At 60.5% G+C, this 16,358-nt stretch carries 8 protein-coding genes; 4 read left to right on the top strand and 4 right to left on the bottom strand.

Going from position 1 to position 16,358, the window contains the following annotated elements; translation table 11 throughout:
• Positions 1-436: 436 nt before the first annotated feature.
• Entirely contained in the window at positions 437-3,040 is a 2,604-nt protein-coding gene (clpB, locus tag GOB85_RS04825; protein WP_173576399.1) for an ATP-dependent chaperone ClpB, read from the top strand.
• A 155-nt stretch (positions 3,041-3,195) separates the two neighbouring features.
• On the opposite strand, the gene GOB85_RS04820 is transcribed toward clpB, so the two are convergent.
• The 4 genes from GOB85_RS04820 to xseA form a co-directional block, all read right to left on the bottom strand.
• Complete coding sequence (locus tag GOB85_RS04820; RefSeq protein WP_173576400.1) at positions 3,196-4,518, bottom strand: PQQ-dependent sugar dehydrogenase; 1,323 nt, start codon at positions 4,516-4,518, stop codon at positions 3,196-3,198.
• A gap of 126 nt (positions 4,519-4,644) precedes the next feature.
• A complete protein-coding gene (locus GOB85_RS04815) occupies positions 4,645-7,110 on the bottom strand; it encodes a TonB-dependent receptor plug domain-containing protein (protein ID WP_173576496.1) in 2,466 nt (821 codons plus the stop codon).
• Between the two features lie 784 nt (positions 7,111-7,894).
• The gene (locus GOB85_RS04810) at positions 7,895-8,170 is read right to left on the bottom strand and encodes a hypothetical protein (RefSeq protein WP_173576401.1); all 276 of its coding nucleotides are present in this window, start codon (positions 8,168-8,170) and stop codon (positions 7,895-7,897) included.
• Positions 8,167-9,627, bottom strand: coding sequence for an exodeoxyribonuclease VII large subunit (gene xseA, locus GOB85_RS04805; RefSeq protein ID WP_173576402.1), 1,461 nt, complete (start codon positions 9,625-9,627; stop codon positions 8,167-8,169). The genes GOB85_RS04810 and xseA overlap by 4 nt, the downstream gene beginning before the upstream one ends.
• A gap of 108 nt (positions 9,628-9,735) precedes the next feature.
• On the opposite strand from xseA, the gene purD reads away from it, so the two are divergent.
• The 3 genes from purD (at position 9,736) to GOB85_RS04790 (ending at position 16,346) form a co-directional block, all read left to right on the top strand.
• A complete protein-coding gene (gene purD / locus GOB85_RS04800; RefSeq protein ID WP_173576403.1) occupies positions 9,736-11,016 on the top strand; it encodes a phosphoribosylamine--glycine ligase in 1,281 nt (426 codons plus the stop codon).
• 222 nt (positions 11,017-11,238) lie between these two features.
• Positions 11,239-13,395 carry a transketolase gene (gene tkt, locus GOB85_RS04795; protein WP_173576404.1) on the top strand — a complete coding sequence of 719 codons (2,157 nt, stop codon included), beginning with the start codon at positions 11,239-11,241 and terminating at the stop codon, positions 13,393-13,395.
• A 95-nt stretch (positions 13,396-13,490) separates the two neighbouring features.
• A complete protein-coding gene (locus GOB85_RS04790; RefSeq protein ID WP_173576405.1) occupies positions 13,491-16,346 on the top strand; it encodes a bifunctional transaldolase/phosoglucose isomerase in 2,856 nt (951 codons plus the stop codon).
• The last annotated feature ends 12 nt before the right edge of the window (positions 16,347-16,358 follow it).

Below are 16,358 nucleotides of genomic sequence, written 5' to 3'. Positions count from 1 at the left end.
GCCGGCATAACCGGCTCCGGAACGCGCCATTCCGTAAGCGTCAAATCGCCTGACCGCCGCAGTTTCCTGCGCGCATGCTGCGCAAGGGGGTATCGGTCCCCATGAGACCCTCCGCCGATGTTTCGTAACCCGGACTGAATTACAAAAGATTGATATCACTCAACTTCTTATCCACGCACATTCCAGGTCAGACACTACGAACCGGTGTGATGCCAGTTGTCATTCAAACTGGCAGATGTGAGAAAACGTCGGGATTCCGCACGAATCCGGATTGATCTCGTGACGGGCTCTCCAATGCATGGCTGTTGGCTGGGACAACCCCTTGCGATCATCTTTTATGTCCCCATATTTACACAGAAGACCAGAGCCGCATTGCCTCCTGGAGGGGTGTGGCAAGGCCTGATGATCGCCTGAGTGAAAAGGGACAACAGGAATAATGGATATTCAGAAATTTACGGAGCGCTCACGTGGCTTCCTGCAGGCCGCGCAGACCATCGCGCTCCGTGACTACAACCAGCAACTGACGCCGGAGCACCTGCTCAAGGCCCTGCTGGATGATGAAGAAGGCGCGGCCTCGTCACTGATCAAAGCCGCTGGCGGAAATCCCGTCGGGGCCAAAGCCGCCGTCGAACAGGCACTCGCAAAACTGCCAAAAGTACAGGGTGGCGGCGCAGGTCAGCCGCAGGCAACTCCGGATCTTGTCCGCCTTCTGGACGGTGCCGAACAGGCCGCGCAGAAAGCCGGCGATTCCTTCGTCGCACAGGATCGCCTGCTGGTCGCCATTGCGGCCTCTGACTCCGCCGCCGGTCGCGCCCTGAAAGATAATGGCGCTTCAGCCGATGCACTTGAAAAGGCAGTGGTCGCGATCCGCAAAGGCCGCACCGTTACCAGCGAAAACGCGGAAGCCGGTTTTGACGCGCTGAAGAAATACGCCCGCGATGTCACCGCCGTAGCCCAGGCCGGCAAGCTCGATCCGGTCATCGGTCGCGACGAGGAAATCCGTCGCGCCATCCAGGTGCTTGCACGCCGGAGCAAGAACAACCCGGTCCTGATTGGCGAGCCCGGTGTCGGTAAAACCGCGATTGTGGAAGGTCTCGCCCAGCGCATCGTCAACGGTGACGTGCCCGAGGCACTCCGCAACAAGAAACTGCTCTCCCTCGATATGGGCGCCCTGATCGCCGGCGCGAAATTCCGTGGCGAGTTCGAGGAACGTCTGAAGGCTGTCCTCAAGGAAATCGAATCCGCTGAAGGGCAGGTCATCCTGTTCATCGACGAGATGCACACACTTGTTGGTGCCGGTCGCTCGGACGGCGCGATGGATGCGTCCAACCTGATCAAACCGGAGCTGGCCCGCGGCACGCTGCATTGCATCGGCGCCACAACACTCGATGAGTATCGCAAATACATCGAGAAAGACGCAGCCCTCGCCCGTCGCTTCCAGCCGGTCTTCGTGGGCGAGCCATCCGTGGCCGACACGATCTCGATCCTGCGCGGCATTAAGGAGAAATATGAACTCCATCATGGCGTGCGTATCTCCGATGGAGCCCTGGTCGCGGCAGCCACGCTGTCCAACCGCTACATCACCGATCGCTTCCTGCCGGATAAAGCCATCGACCTGATGGATGAAGCCTCCAGCCGCCTGCGGATGCAGATCGACAGCAAGCCGGAAGAACTCGACGAACTCGATCGGCGTGTCATTCAGCTCAAGATCGAACGTGAAGCGCTGCGCAAGGAAGATGATTCCGCCAGCCGTGAACGCCTTGAAAAAGTCGGTGCCGAACTCTCCGATCTTGAAGAAAAATCAGACGCTATGAACGCGGCCTGGCACGCCGAGAAAGATCGGGTGACTGCTGTCCAGAAGCTCAAGGAGCAACTGGATGAAGCCCGGTCAAAAGTCGAGGTCGCGCAGCGCAAGGGCGATCTCGGTCAGGCCTCCGAACTGATGTATGGCGTGATCCCGGATCTCGAAGCGAAGATCACCAGAGCGCAGGAAGAGCAGTCCGGTAACACCGGTGATCTGGTTTCCCAGGCCGTGACCGAGCAGAGCATCGCCTCCGTCGTCTCGCGCTGGACCGGTATCCCTGTGGACCGCATGGTCGAAGGCGAGCGAACCAAACTGCTGCGCATGGAAGACGAACTGCGCAAGCGGGTCGTCGGCCAGGAACCAGCCCTCAAAGCCGTCGCCCACGCCGTCCGTCGCGCCCGCGCCGGCCTTCAGGATCCGAACCGTCCGATCGGCTCGTTCCTGTTCCTCGGCCCGACCGGCGTCGGCAAGACCGAACTGACCAAGGCTCTCGCCGAATTCCTGTTCGACGACGAAAAGGCCCTGCTGCGCATCGACATGAGCGAGTTCATGGAGAAGCACTCCGTCGCCCGCCTGATCGGAGCCCCTCCCGGCTATGTCGGTTATGAAGAAGGTGGCGTGCTGACGGAAGCCGTGCGCCGCCGTCCCTATCAGGTCATCCTCTTCGATGAGGTCGAGAAAGCCCATCCCGATGTCTTCAACATCCTGCTCCAGGTTCTCGATGACGGTCGCCTGACGGACGGGCAGGGGCGTGTGGTCGATTTCCGCAACACGCTGATCGTGCTGACCAGCAATCTCGGCTCGGATGTTCTGGCCAACCAGCCGGACGGTGAGTCGACAGAGATGGTCCACGCTCAGGTGATGAAGGTCGTCCGGGAACATTTCCGGCCGGAATTCCTCAACCGTCTGGACGAAATCGTACTGTTCTCACGTCTGCAGAAAGCGGACATGACGCATATCGTCGATATCCAGATCGCGCGTCTCCAGAGCCTGCTCACCGACCGCAACATCGTCCTGAAACTCGATGATCTCGCGCATCAGTGGCTGGCCAACGAAGGCTACGATCCGGTCTATGGCGCCCGTCCGCTGAAGCGCGTCGTGCAGCGCAGCCTGCAGAACCCGCTGGCGGAACTGCTGCTCGAAGGCACCATCCATGACGGAGAGACAGTGACCATTTCAGCCAATGGCGATGGTCTGCTGATCGACGGGAAGGAAGCGGCGACAGTTCTCGCCTGACATCCACGCTTTCAGGCGCGGCAGTAAAAAACAGGGTCGCACAGTGTGCGGCCCTTTTTTGTCGCGGGCTTCTTCCGGGCTCTGCCCGGACCTGGCAGGAACCGCAGGCCCCTGCATCTCTGCCGGTTTAGAAAAATGGTTTCCGAAGCAGAGCGCTACTCCTTCGCCAGCCGCAGCAGCGTCCCGTTGTGATCGTCCGTGATCAGCACAGTCCCGTCTCCCATAACAGCCAGCCCGACAGGCGAGCCGGGGGGACCACCACTGTCGGACAGATCCTGCCATCCCCGGACAAGTGGCATCGGTTCTCCCTGCGGTCTGCCATGCACATCCACAGCAAGACTCACCACCTGATGCCCTGCGGCCCGATAGCCATGATATGCCATGAGAACACGGTTTTTCAGTCCGGGCAGAGTGGCCCTGTCGTAAAAGATCATCCCCAGCGGCGCGGAATGAGGGCCAAGCAGCAGATCCGGACGCGGGACGGCAGCGCAGCTATGGTCCGGATACTCCGGCGCGGGACGGTCATTATCAAAACAATAAGGCCAGCCGTAATCGCGCCCTTTGCGGATAATATGAAACGTGTCGTGCGGCAGATCATCATCGGAGAGCTCCGGGTCAATGCTGTCGATGCTGTCACGGGAATTCACGGCTGCCAGTAAAACGCCATCCGGCATGACAGTGAGCGCCATGGGATTTCTGAGCCCCGTCGCCACCACATCGCCACGACCCGCATGATGCACCGTCTCTCCCGGTCGAAACCACAGGATCGACGCGCGGGGAATTTTTGCATTCAGTTCCGGACAGCGCCGCGAAGCATCAGGTGCCTTTCCTGACCCTGATTCGCAATTGTTCGTGGCAGAGCCCGCGCTGAGATAAAGGCCGCCGCCCGGGTCCGCTGCCAGCGCCGTCAGAACATTCCGCCCCGTGAGGGGCAGACCCGTCATCACCTCCTGCGTCCCCGTCGCAGTGCCATCCTGACGCAGCAGAACCCGAAGAATATGGCCGGGCAGTCCGATATAAAGCTGACCGTCAGCCGCCAGTGCCAGCCCGTCAGGACGGTCCAGCCCCGTCAGCACGTCTTTCTCCTGCCCATGACCATTCTGGTCGAATGCGAGCAGTCGACCCCGATCATGGTGCCAGCCACCCATGTCGGCGATGTAGATCGTGCTCCCCTTCACCGCGACACCACGGGGAAAATTGATGCCGGAGGCAACAAGACCGACGCAAAGGCCCTCCGATGTCCGCAGATCGACACGGGGAAAGCCGTCACAGACCCCATGCCGTATGTAGGAATCAGGTTGTGCGCGAACTTCTCCGCCAAACAGCAATGACAGAACCGGAAAGATCAGAAGACAGATCAGGGCTCGTCGCAACGCAGGCCACACTGTTTCGCCTTCTCCCTGTGCAGCCCCGGCCCCTGCGGGCTTCCATGCGTTGCCGCGTGCCCGCGATGTCCACAGACAGCAACGTCGCAACACGCATCGGGATCATGGAAAGGTCGCGGATCTCAGAAAAATGAGAGTGGCTGGCCATCACAGGAGACGGTAGCGTCGCGGCGGTCAGCTCCGTCCATATCGGAACGCCGACCACCGGAAAGTCGTTGGTTACAGAGTCAGATTCGCGCGCAGATAATAGAATCCGCCATTCATATCGAGCTGTGACGTGCTCATGTAATATTGCGGAACTCCGAGATAACGGTTTCCGTCCGGAACCCGGCTCGGCCGCGCATCAAAGATGTTGTTCGCACCAAGCGTGAACGACCAGTTGCGATTGACGCGATAGGTGATGTCCAGATTGGTGACGAATTTCGGCGTGTTCCTGAACTGAAGAAAGTTCGTGCTGGACAGCGAACTCGTATTGCCCGCGCCCCCATAATACGTCAGTTGGGACGTTGTCTGGCCATAACGGATCTCATGCACCCCGACCGTCCATTTGCCACTCGTGAACCGGCCGCCCCAGATCATCTTGCTGCGCGGATAAGCCGTCGTGATATACGCAACGCTCTGGGCGGAGAGCAGCGGCGCCCCGGTCAGATTGTTATTCGCTTCATGAGACAGACGGGTACGGTTCAGGTTGATCGCAACATCCCAGTTAATCACCCCGACATTGCCAAGCTGCGTCGGATAGGTGGCCGTCAGATCCAGTCCCTGAGTGCGCGTGCTGGCCACATTCGCAAACCAGTTTGCCGAAAGAGATGAAGAAGACCAGCTTTCCGATCCGGCGGGTAGCGAGAACCCGTTCATGGCAAGAGCACTTGCCGCCGTCGTGCCATAAATGTTCCCGCCAGGCAGAATCTGATCACGCAGATTGATCTGATACACATCGACGGTGATATGCAGTTTCTTCACCGGCTCGATGATGATGCCCCCTGTCGCGTTGGTGGACCGCTCCGGCTTCAGCTGCGAAGCGCCATTCGCCAGTGCACCGGGTGAATTCGCGGCAATCAGACCGCGCGCCGCTGTCGGAGAGACCGTCAGCGAGCTGTAATGCTCCTGCGCCAGCGTCGGGGCGTGGAACCCGTTCGAGATCGTGGCCCGGAAAGCAAGCCACCTGAAAGCATCATAACGGGTCGAGACCTTTCCGGTCTCCGTATCACCCACATCGGTGTAATGCTCAAACCTGCCAGCCAGATCAAACTGCCAGTTCTTCAGAAGATGCGTCGCCACATCGACATAGCCGCCAACTACGTCACGGTTCGAGTTTCCGGCATTGCCTGCATTCATGCCTGTGAGGGCATCAGACCCGCTGCCATAAGTTGAATCGGGTGACCCCGTGCCAACCGAATAACTCTCATAACGATAGGTCGCGCCCCCCGCCACATTGATGCTGTGGGGCCAGCCGGACACATGAATGGCTCTGCTCAGATCAAAGGTATTGCTCCACTGCGAGTTATTGAAACTCTGGACCTGAAACGTCGTCGGTGTGCGACCCGTCGCCGTATAGAGAGCGTAGTTCGACGAATCCTTCAGACCGATCGCGTCATAATCACGTCCATAAACCGATGAAAGATCCCAGTTCCACCCACGAAAAATGCCTTTTACACCCGCCGTGACCTCCCAGTCATTCTCATCAAGAGTCTCAAGAGGCGAGTAGCCGTCCGGATAAATCGCGGCATAGCCGGGATAAGCGGTAACGCTGCCCGGCAGGCGATAATTCTGATACGATTCTGCATGCCTGTGCGCATACGTCGCGAGGGCATAAGCCTCGATGTCATCCGTAATCTGATAGCCCGCCTTGATCGCTACGCTTTCGCGCGTCTCTTCCGGCTGTCCGAGCAACTTGTTGATCTTCGTCCCCGTCCTTCCATCAGGAGCGCTGCGATAGGTGTGATCCTGGTGAAAGAAGTCGCCACTCACATGCACATAGCCACGATTACCGAGTTTCGCGCCTCCATCCAGATTCACACCCTGCTGGAACCCGTCTTTCGCGGCATTGATCCCGGTGATCGACTGGGCATTGAACCCGTGATCCTGCTTTTTGAGGATGATGTTCACCACCCCGGCCACAGCATCCGACCCATACTGCGCGGAAGCGCCGTCACGCAGAACTTCCACATGATCGATCGCCGCAAGAGGGATCAGGCTGACATCAACAGGGGTCGAACCCTGCTGCGGCCCACCATCCGCGTAAAGATTCGCTGTCGTGTGCCGCCGCTTGCCATCCACGAGAACAAGGGTCTCATTCGGGCTCAGCCCGCGCAGACTGAAAGACCGTGTCAGGGCCCCGGTGTCGAAACCACCTGTGGGAATCGTCAGTGATGGCAATAGCTGAGAAAGAGCCTGAAGGAGATTGGGCTGCCCGGTCGATGCAAGCTGCTTCGATGAAATGATATCGATCGGCGCCACACTGTCCCGCGCCTTTTTCCCCGTCTCGCGCGTGCCAGTCACAATAACGGTCTCGCCGATATCCGGTGCCTCAACGGAACGGACCGGTACATGCGCCGTGGCACTGACCGCACGCCCGCTCGCAGGCGTATTCACCGTGCGTGCCGAAGCAGCGACAGGGGCCTTATGAGTCCGCACTCCGACGGAAGGCCGGATCGTGGTCTGCCCCGTCTCATCGGCAGCCATCGCCAGTGCGACCGGCTGAAGTGGCAGAACAGAGGCGGCAAGCAGCGCACGCCTGAGCAGACCCCCAGGAACAGATTTTTTCCTGCTGGCATCAGAGGAATTCGTGGCTGGTACAATGAGTGAAGGCAAGATGGAGTCTCCATAATCCACGAATATATGTTGTATTTTTTACATACAATCACACTGTTTCGTTGTTGCTATCACCACTCACTCAGTGCGTGAATTTATTATATGCGCATATTAATCGTATCGCAGATCATTGTGTCCTGCGGAACACAGTGTGTTTCGGTGTCGAATCAGTCCGTTAGCAGTTACGCGTAAGGCAGCGCCGTTCCGGCGTGTCGCCTGTAATGTCAGGAGGTCCGGCCTTACGACTTACGTGAGACTGACAGGTGTGAGGCTGGCAGGGCTCAGCTATGGAACCCGGCAGGGGTCGCTGCCCCCTTCACCCCGATCTGTTGATCAACAAGCCGGTTTCCAAAGGTCTGTGACCTTTGGTGGTCATCACGGGCAAAACCCTGAGAAAGTGTCAGCACTTAACGACAACAGAGCCTTTACAAACAAATCGGAGTGCAGGGGCTTACAGTCCTGCCGGGTCCGCGCTGAGCCCGGATGCCCGCATCCACGTCACAGCCTCTGAGACCTTCATCTCTGTCAAAGAGAAACAACGCCCGGTCCCAAACGGCATCCGTCAGATCCGGTCAGACAGAGACCCGCCCGGATCCGGGGACGGTGTCCCATCCAGGCCACAGATCCCCTCGTCCCGGCACGACCGCGCAGCAGATTACCTGCCCGTCCCGTTCGTCCCGCAATGCGATGGATCACCATCGGGCTTATCGGAAGACACCATCTTACAGTCCAGTGTCTGCGCCACACCCGGCTGTGTGGAGGCGCGATAAGCCGAAACGAAAGACGTTGCGATATAGCCGATCATGCCCAGCCCCACGAGAATGATCACCCCGATCACGATCAGCTTGGCAACAGGCTTCTGATCGAGCTTCACATCCATCGGAGGAGATTTCAGCGCGTCGAGCTTCGACTCCAGGAAATTCTTTTTCACAGGTCCAGTAATCCTTGTGGTGTGTCTTTGCGGCCTTCAATGCGCGCAGCCTTCCCGCCGTCAGCAAACACAAGCGTGACGTGCTCCCCGGCCGAAAGTTTCCCCGCCCGCGTCACCGGCTCGCCTGCGGCATCGCGCACCAGCACATAGCCACGCTCCAGAACCGCACGCGGCGAGACGGATTCAAGCAATCCGCCAACCCCGGCCAGCCGTGCCTGTCGCTCCCGGCACAGCGCCAGAAGCGGGGCAGGGGAAAGACGGGTGCGACCAAGCCGGGCTTCCGCCGCTCGTCCCAGCGCCGTGGCCGCCGCATCCAGCGCCGCCGTCCGCAGCACCAGCCGTGCGCGCCGTTCCGCAATAATCGTTCCGGGCGCCGGCATGTGACGCTCAGCAACCATCAGCGCTGTCCGCCGCCGCTCCAGCAGCGAAGGCAGCGCCAGCTCCAGCCTGTGCGACCGGTCATCCAGCCGCATCCGGGCCGTGTCGAGCAGAGAAGGAAGATCCGGTAAACCGGACGCCGCCCGATCGAGCCGCAATCGCGCCGTCTGGGCAATCCGGGTCAGCGCACTCCCCATCCGGGCAGCCCGATGCGCAAGGTCCGCCAGCAATTCATTGCGCACCGGCACCGCCAGCTCCGCCGCCGCCGTCGGCGTCGGGGCCCGAATGTCGGAAACATAATCGATCAGCGTCGTGTCCGTCTCATGCCCGACCGCCGAGATCACCGGAATCGGACAGGCCGCCACGGCCCGCAGAACACTCTCCTCGTTGAAGGCCATCAGGTCCTCAAGCGAGCCGCCGCCCCGCGCCACGATCAGCACATCCGGTCGCGGCAGAGACGCCCCCGGACCGGGCACGCCAAGCCGGCCAAAACCCTGAATCGCGGCCGTAATCTGCGCCGCCGCTCCTTCGCCCTGCACCGCAACCGGCCAGATCAGCAGCTCCCGTGGAAAGCGCCGCGCAATCGTCGTGCAGATATCATGCAGCACCGCCCCCTGGGGCGAGGTCACAACGCCAATCAGCTTCGGCAGACGCGGAATCCGCCGCTTCCTCTCCCGATCGAACAGCCCCTCTTCAGCCAGCCGCAGCCGCAGCCGCTCGATGCGCGCCAGCAACGCACCCTCGCCGGCATACTCCATCTTCTCGACGATCAGCTGATAGCTCGACCGCTCGCCATAAGAGGAAATCCGTCCCGTCGCGATGATCTCAAGCCCATTTTCCGGCACCAGCCCGAGCCGCGATACCGACCCGCGCCAGACCACGCCGGAAATCTTGCCTCCCTCATCCTTCAGTGAAAAATAGAGATGACCGGAGCTGTAGCGCTTGAACTCCGTGATCTCGCCACGAACGCGGATGCGCCCGAAGGTGCTTTCGAGGGTCTGTTTGATCGCTCCTGAAATCTCGGCAACCGAGTATTCGGGAACATTGCCGAAAGGCGCGGCAAGTGGGGCATCGTCCATGGCCCGACCCTATGCTACAGACGCAGCAGCCTCAACAGGAGACCCTGCGGCAGGGTCATAAATCAGACGGCAGCGCCTGTCGCAGGCAGGCGCGGGAAGGGTGAGACGATGCGGGTTTTGCTGGTTGGATCAGGCGGGCGTGAACATGCCCTCGCGGCGGCACTCGCCGCCTCACCCGACCTCACGCAGCTTTATATCGCCCCCGGCAACCCCGGCACGGCTCTCTGCGGCACCAATGTTGCCATCGCGGCAGGCAACGTGGCCGCCCTGGTCGATTTCGCGCGCCGCGAAGCCATCGACCTCGTCGTGCCCGGCCCCGAAGCCCCCCTGGTCGCCGGCCTCGCCGATGCCTGCGCGGAAGCCGGGATCGCCTGCGCCGGTCCCACCCGGGCCGCCGCCGCCCTGGAAGGCAGCAAAACCTTCACAAAGGAAATCTGTGACGCCGCCGGAATTCCCACCGCCCGCTGGGAACGGTTCACAGACCCGGCCCACGCCATGGCGCTGGTCCGCCGACGCGGCGCTCCCATCGTCGTCAAGGCCGATGGTCTGGCCGCCGGCAAAGGCGTCGTCGTCGCACAGACCATCACCGAAGCCGAAACCGCTATCAGCGACATGATGACCTCCGACAAGCTCGGCGATGCGGGCCACGCAGTCGTGATTGAGGAATGTCTTGTCGGCGAGGAAGTCTCGCTGTTCGCCTTCTGCTCGGGTGAAACCGCCGTGCTCATCGGCGCGGCGCAGGATCACAAGCGCATCGGGGATGGCGATACCGGGCCAAACACGGGCGGTATGGGCGCAATCTCCCCGCCGGCCGGCTTCGACCGCGCCGCACAGAACCACGCACTCGACCTGATGGTCCGCCCCATGCTGAAAGAAATGGTCCGGCGCGGCACCCCCTTTCATGGCATCATCTTCGCTGGTCTCATGCTCACGACCGAAGGCCCGAAGCTGATCGAATATAATGTGCGTTTCGGTGACCCGGAGGCCCAGGCCCTGCTGATACGGCTCAGCACCGACCTTCTTCCCGCTCTCGCGGCTCTCGCGAAAGGATCGCTCGCAGACGTGACGATCGGCTTCTCGGACGAGGCCTCGGCCGCCATCGTGCTGGCCGCACGCGGCTATCCCGAAACCTATGCGAAAGGTGGCCTCATCGCAGGAATTGACGACGCCGAAGCTCTGCCCGGTGTGCGCGTGTTCCAGGCCGGCACCAGCCGCAATGCAAACGGCGATCTGGTCGCGTCCGGCGGCCGCGTGCTGACAGTCTGCGCGACCGCGCCCACACTCGGAGAGGCCATCACGCGGGCTTATAAGGGCGTCGGAGCCATCCGGTGGGACGATGCCGTGTGGCGCACCGACATCGGCGCCCGTGCTCTCGCGGCTGAAAGTTAAGAATTCATCCGGAAAAAGCTCACAAGCCCGTGAGCAGGGCAACCGTCAGCCCCGGTAACGCTTGTGTTCATGCAGCCTGCAAGCGGCTTTCCCGTTTTCGCGCCTCGCCTTGCCGGTCGATCGGTGCCGTGGGAATGTAAGCCAGTCAATAAGAGTCCGTGGTATTTCCTGCCCGTGAAGAGGCAGGAGCCATTGAAGGCCTGTCACAGAGGATCGGTTGTAATGCGTTTTCCCCATGCCAGTCAGTCCGGGATCAGTCAGTTCGGGTCCGGGCGCGCAGGAGTGGCCCGCGCTCCGGAAACCGGCGGCGCCCCGGTACAACATACCCCGGCACAGGATATCGACCAGACCGCCATTAACACGATCCGCACGCTGTCCATGGACGCGGTGCAGAAAGCAAATTCAGGTCATCCCGGCACAGCCATGGCCCTCGCGCCCGTGGCCTACACCTTGTGGCAGGACGTGCTGAATTATGATCCGGCCGATCCCCGATGGCCCGGCCGTGACCGCTTCGTGCTGTCCGTCGGTCACGCGTCGATGCTGCTCTATTCCCTGATCTATCTGGCCGGCATCCGTGATCTGAAAGACGGTAAACCCACAGATAAGCCGTCACTCACGATCGGCGATCTGGAAAAATTCCGTCAGCTCGGCTCCAAAACACCAGGCCACCCGGAATATCGCCACACAGCCGGCGTCGAGACCACGACCGGACCGCTCGGCCAGGGCTGCGGCAATTCGGTCGGCATGGCCATCGCGCAGAAATGGCTGTCAGCCCGCTTCGACAAGCCCGGTTTCCCGCTCTTCGATTATCACGTCTATACCGTCTGCGGTGACGGTGACATGATGGAGGGTGTCTCCAGCGAAGCCGCCTCCACAGCCGCGCATCTGAAGCTCGACAACCTCACCTGGATCTACGACGCCAACCGGATTTCCATCGAAGGCTCCACAGACCTCGCCTTCACGGAAGACGTGGCGAAGCGCTTCGAAGCCTATGGCTGGCAGGTTCTCATCCTGAAGGATGCCAACGACACGGCCACCCTCCTGGACCTGCTTGAAAAAGCAAAAGCGGAAAAGACCCGCCCGACCTTCATCCTCGTCCATTCCATCATCGCCTGGGGCTCCCCTCACAAGGCCGGTACCGCCGCCGCGCATGGCGAGCCGCTTGGCGAGGAAGAAATCCGCGAAACCAAACGCGCTTATGGCTGGCCGGAAGACAAAAGCTTCTACGTACCGGACGGCGTGCAGCAGCACTTCCAGGATAAGCTCGGCGCACGCGGCAAAGCGGCTCATGCGAAATGGGACGAACTCTTCGCTGCTTACAGCAAACAGTACCCGGATCTCGCAAAAGAGATCGAACTGATCCTCTCCGGTGGTCTTCCGGAAGGCTGGGATTCGGAAATCCCCACCTATAAAACGGACGCAAAAGGCATAGCCTCCCGCGCAAGCTCAGGCGAAGTCCTCAACGCCATCGCGGCAAAACTGCCCTGGCTGCTCGGTGGCGCGGCCGATCTGGCGCCATCAACCAAAACCGCGATCAAAAACGGCGGTGCATTCCAGCCGCCGGAGTGGAACGGCAGCTATTCCGGTCGCAACCTGCATTTCGGCGTGCGCGAACATGCGATGGGCTCCATCGTCAACGGTATCGCGCTGTCAGGTCTGCGGGCCTTCGGCGCCGGCTTCCTGATCTTCTCCGATTACATGAAAGCGCCGATCCGTCTTTCGGCTCTGATGGAAGTGCCCTCGATCTACGTCTTCACGCATGATTCCGTCGGCGTGGGCGAAGACGGACCGACCCACCAGCCCATCGAACAGCTCGTGCAGCTGCGGGCCACACCGGGCCTGATCACCATCCGCCCCGGCGACGCCAACGAAGTCGCAGAAGCCTGGCGCACCCTGATCCCGTTCACGGATCGTCCGGTCGCTCTGGCCCTGAGCCGTCAGAACCTCCCGACACTTGATCGGAGCAAATACGCTCCGGCCAGCGGCCTCGCCAAAGGCGCTTACATCCTTGCTGACAGCGGTAAAAAACCGGCCGTCATCCTGATGTCCACCGGCAGCGAACTGGGTCTGGTCGTCGAGGCCTACGAACAGCTCGTCGCGGAGGGCGTGGCCGCGCGGGTCGTCTCCATGCCGTGCTGGGAACTGTTCGAAGAGCAGCCACAGTCCTACCGTGATGAAGTCCTGCCACCGGAGGTGACCGGACGCGTCTCGGTCGAAGCCGCCTCCGCCGTCGGCTGGCATCGCTATGTCGGCCTGACCGGCGAAGTGATCGGAATGTATGGCTTCGGTTCATCGGCCCCCGCGCCCGAACTGATGAAGAAATTCGGATTCACTGTCGATGCGGTCGTGAAGGCCGCGCGTAAACAGGCGGGTGCCTGACATCTGATGCTATGCCCCGCGTCTTCGTGACGCGGGGTTTTTTGATGAAAGAGTGCCGGCGTCGTCACCGATGCCGGGGAAGAGGAGAATTTGCCATGAACGCCACGTCGAGCACCGGAAAAAGTCCGTTGCGTGAGCTTGAACAGTTCGATCAGTCGCCATGGCTGGATTTTGTCCGACGCGGTTACACGCGGGACGGTTCAATGGCAAAGCTCATCGCGGAAGATGGCGTAAAGGGCGTAACCTCCAACCCGGCGATTTTTCAGAAAGCCATGGGTGAAGGCACCGATTACGACGCGCAGATTCACGACATCCTCGCCCATGATACTGTTTCGGCCGGCCAGCTCTACGAGCGGCTTGCCATTCAGGATATCCGGGAAGTCGCAAAACTTCTGAAGCCGATATTCGACGCCACAAAAGCCCTCGACGGCTATGTGAGCCTTGAGGTCTCGCCATACCTGGCGCGTGACACGCAGGGTACGGAACACGAAGCCGCTCGCCTCTGGACCGCCGTTGCCGAACCCAATCTCATGATCAAGATTCCCGGCACGAACGAAGGCGTGCCGGCTATCGAAAAATCAATCGCGGACGGCATCAACATCAACGTCACGCTGCTGTTCTCGCTCAATGCTTACAAAAAAGTCGTCGAAGCATGGCTTTCCGGCCTTGAACACCGCCTGAAGGCCGGAAAGCCGGTCTCCGGCATCGCTTCCGTCGCCTCGTTCTTCGTCAGCCGCATCGACGGCAAGATCGATGCCGAAATCGATCGCCGCGTGAAAGCCGGAGATGCCGATAGCAAGGCTCTCTCCGCCGTGCGCGGCAAGGTCGCCATCGCGAACGCGAAACTGGCCTGGCAATACTGGCTCGGCGTCATGAAAAGCGACCGCTGGTCGAAGCTGAAAGCCGCCGGCGCCCAGCCGCAGCGCCTGCTCTGGGCCTCCACCGGCACAAAAGACAAAGCCTACAGCGACGTGCTGTATCTTGAGGAACTGATCGGCTCCGAAACCGTCAACACCATCCCGCCCGCCACGCTGGATGCGTTTCGCGATCACGGCAAGCTGCGTGCCTCACTGGGCGAGAACGTCAGCGAAGCCGAACACGTGATGAAAGAAGCAGAACGTCTCGGACTCGATCTCGAAGGCATTACCCGCACACTCGTCGATGAAGGCGTCGCCTCCTTCGCGGAAGCCTTTGACAGCCTGCTGGGCTCCGTGGCCGCCAAACAGAACGCAATCCTCGGAAAGAAGCTGGCGGACACAAAACTTTCTCTTCCGACCGCGTTCGATGAAGCCGTCAAAAAGGGCCTGGACACCTGGCGTAAAGCCGGCACGATCCGCAAGCTCTGGGCACGCGATGCCTCGGTCTGGACCAGCAGCGACGAGTCAAAATGGCTGAAATGGCTCGATATCGTCGATGATCGCCTGGCGCATCTGAAAGAACTCGAAGCCTTCCAGACAGAGGTGAAAGCCCGCGGCTTTAAGCAGATCCTGCTCCTCGGCATGGGCGGCTCCAGCCTCGGCCCGGAAGTGCTCGCGGAAACCTTCGGTAAGCACGAAGGTTTTGCCCATCTCTATGTTCTGGACAGCACCGACCCTCAGCAGGTCGCGACCTTCGGGAAGAAAATCGATCCGGCACACACGCTGTTCATCGTCTCTTCCAAATCAGGCAGCACGCTCGAACCCAACATCATGCTCGCGTATTTCTTCGATGTGGCGAAGAAGACGCTCGGCGAGAAAGCCGGCCAGCATTTCGTCGCCGTGACCGATCCCGGATCGAAACTCGAAGCCCAGGCGAAAAAAGACGGGTTCTGGAAAGTCTTTTTCGGTGAAAAGCAGATTGGCGGTCGTTATTCCGTGCTGTCGAATTTCGGCATCGTTCCCGCTGCCGCATCCGGCGTGCCGCTGAAACTGTTCCTGGATGACGCACTGCATGGCGTCCGCGCCTCCGACAGCAGCGTCCCCCCTGCCGTCAACCCCGGCGTCCTGCTTGGCACCGTCTTCGGCGTCGGCGCCACGGAGTTCGGCCGCGACAAAATCACCATCATCGCAACGAAACAGATCGCCGATTTCGGTGCCTGGGCCGAACAGCTCATCGCGGAATCAACCGGCAAGCTCGGTAAGGGTCTGATCCCCGTCGATGACGAAACTCTGGCCGGTCCGAAACATTACGGCAAAGATCGCCTGTTCGTTTACTTCCGCCTGTCGAACGAACATTCCCACGAGCAGGACGAAGCCGTCCGCACCCTGATCGACGCCGGCGAGCCGGTCGTCACCATCAATCTGCATGACCGTCGCCAGATCGCGCAGGAATTTTTTCGCTGGGAAATCGCAACAGCGGTGGCCGGGGCTTATCTGAAGATCAACCCGTTCGATCAGCCAGACGTCGAAGCCAGCAAAATCGAAACAAAGAAGCTGACATCAGCCTATAACGAAACCGGTTCCCTTCCTGCGGAAGCCCCGTTCGCCACAGACGGTGATCTCGCCTTCTTCGCCGATGCGAAAAATACCTCGGCCCTGAAAGGCACGAACACTCAGGCCATTCTGAAAGCCCATTTTGACCGCGTGAAACCCGGTGATTATGTCGGTCTCCTCGCCTATATCGAGCGCGACCGGGCTTCGATCGAATGGATTCAGCACACAAGGCTGGCCATCCGCGATGCAAAAACCGTCGCCACAGCTGCCGAGTTTGGCCCCCGTTTCCTGCACTCGACAGGCCAGGCCTATAAAGGCGGCCCTGACACAGGTGTGTTCCTGCAAATCACCGCTGATGACGCGCATGATCTGCCCGTCCCCGGCGAGCGTTACAGCTTCGGTGTGGTAAAAGCCGCACAGGCCCGTGGCGATTTCGACGTTCTCGCCGAACGTGGACGCCGCGCCCTCCGTGTCCACATCAAAGGCGATCTGAAAACAGGCCTGGCAACGCTGGCCTCGGCCATCAAAGCCGTCATCTGAGCGGAGGAAATC

The sequence above is a fragment of the Acetobacter fallax genome (assembly GCF_011516735.1).
GTDB classification, from domain to species: Bacteria; Pseudomonadota; Alphaproteobacteria; order Acetobacterales; family Acetobacteraceae; genus Acetobacter; species Acetobacter fallax.
Note: the sequence above shows the minus strand (reverse complement) of the source record. Positions and strands in the feature narration are given on the sequence as shown.

Coding starts and splice junctions, on each gene's coding strand:
- clpB (WP_173576399.1), top strand. CDS start 437: ATGGATATTCAGAAATTTACGGAGCGCTCACGTGGCTTCCTGCAGGCC.
- GOB85_RS04815 (WP_173576496.1), bottom strand. CDS start 7,110: ATGGCTGCCGATGAGACGGGGCAGACCACGATCCGGCCTTCCGTCGGA.
- xseA (WP_173576402.1), bottom strand. CDS start 9,627: ATGGACGATGCCCCACTTGCCGCGCCTTTCGGCAATGTTCCCGAATAC.
- purD (WP_173576403.1), top strand. CDS start 9,736: ATGCGGGTTTTGCTGGTTGGATCAGGCGGGCGTGAACATGCCCTCGCG.
- tkt (WP_173576404.1), top strand. CDS start 11,239: ATGCGTTTTCCCCATGCCAGTCAGTCCGGGATCAGTCAGTTCGGGTCC.
- GOB85_RS04790 (WP_173576405.1), top strand. CDS start 13,491: ATGAACGCCACGTCGAGCACCGGAAAAAGTCCGTTGCGTGAGCTTGAA.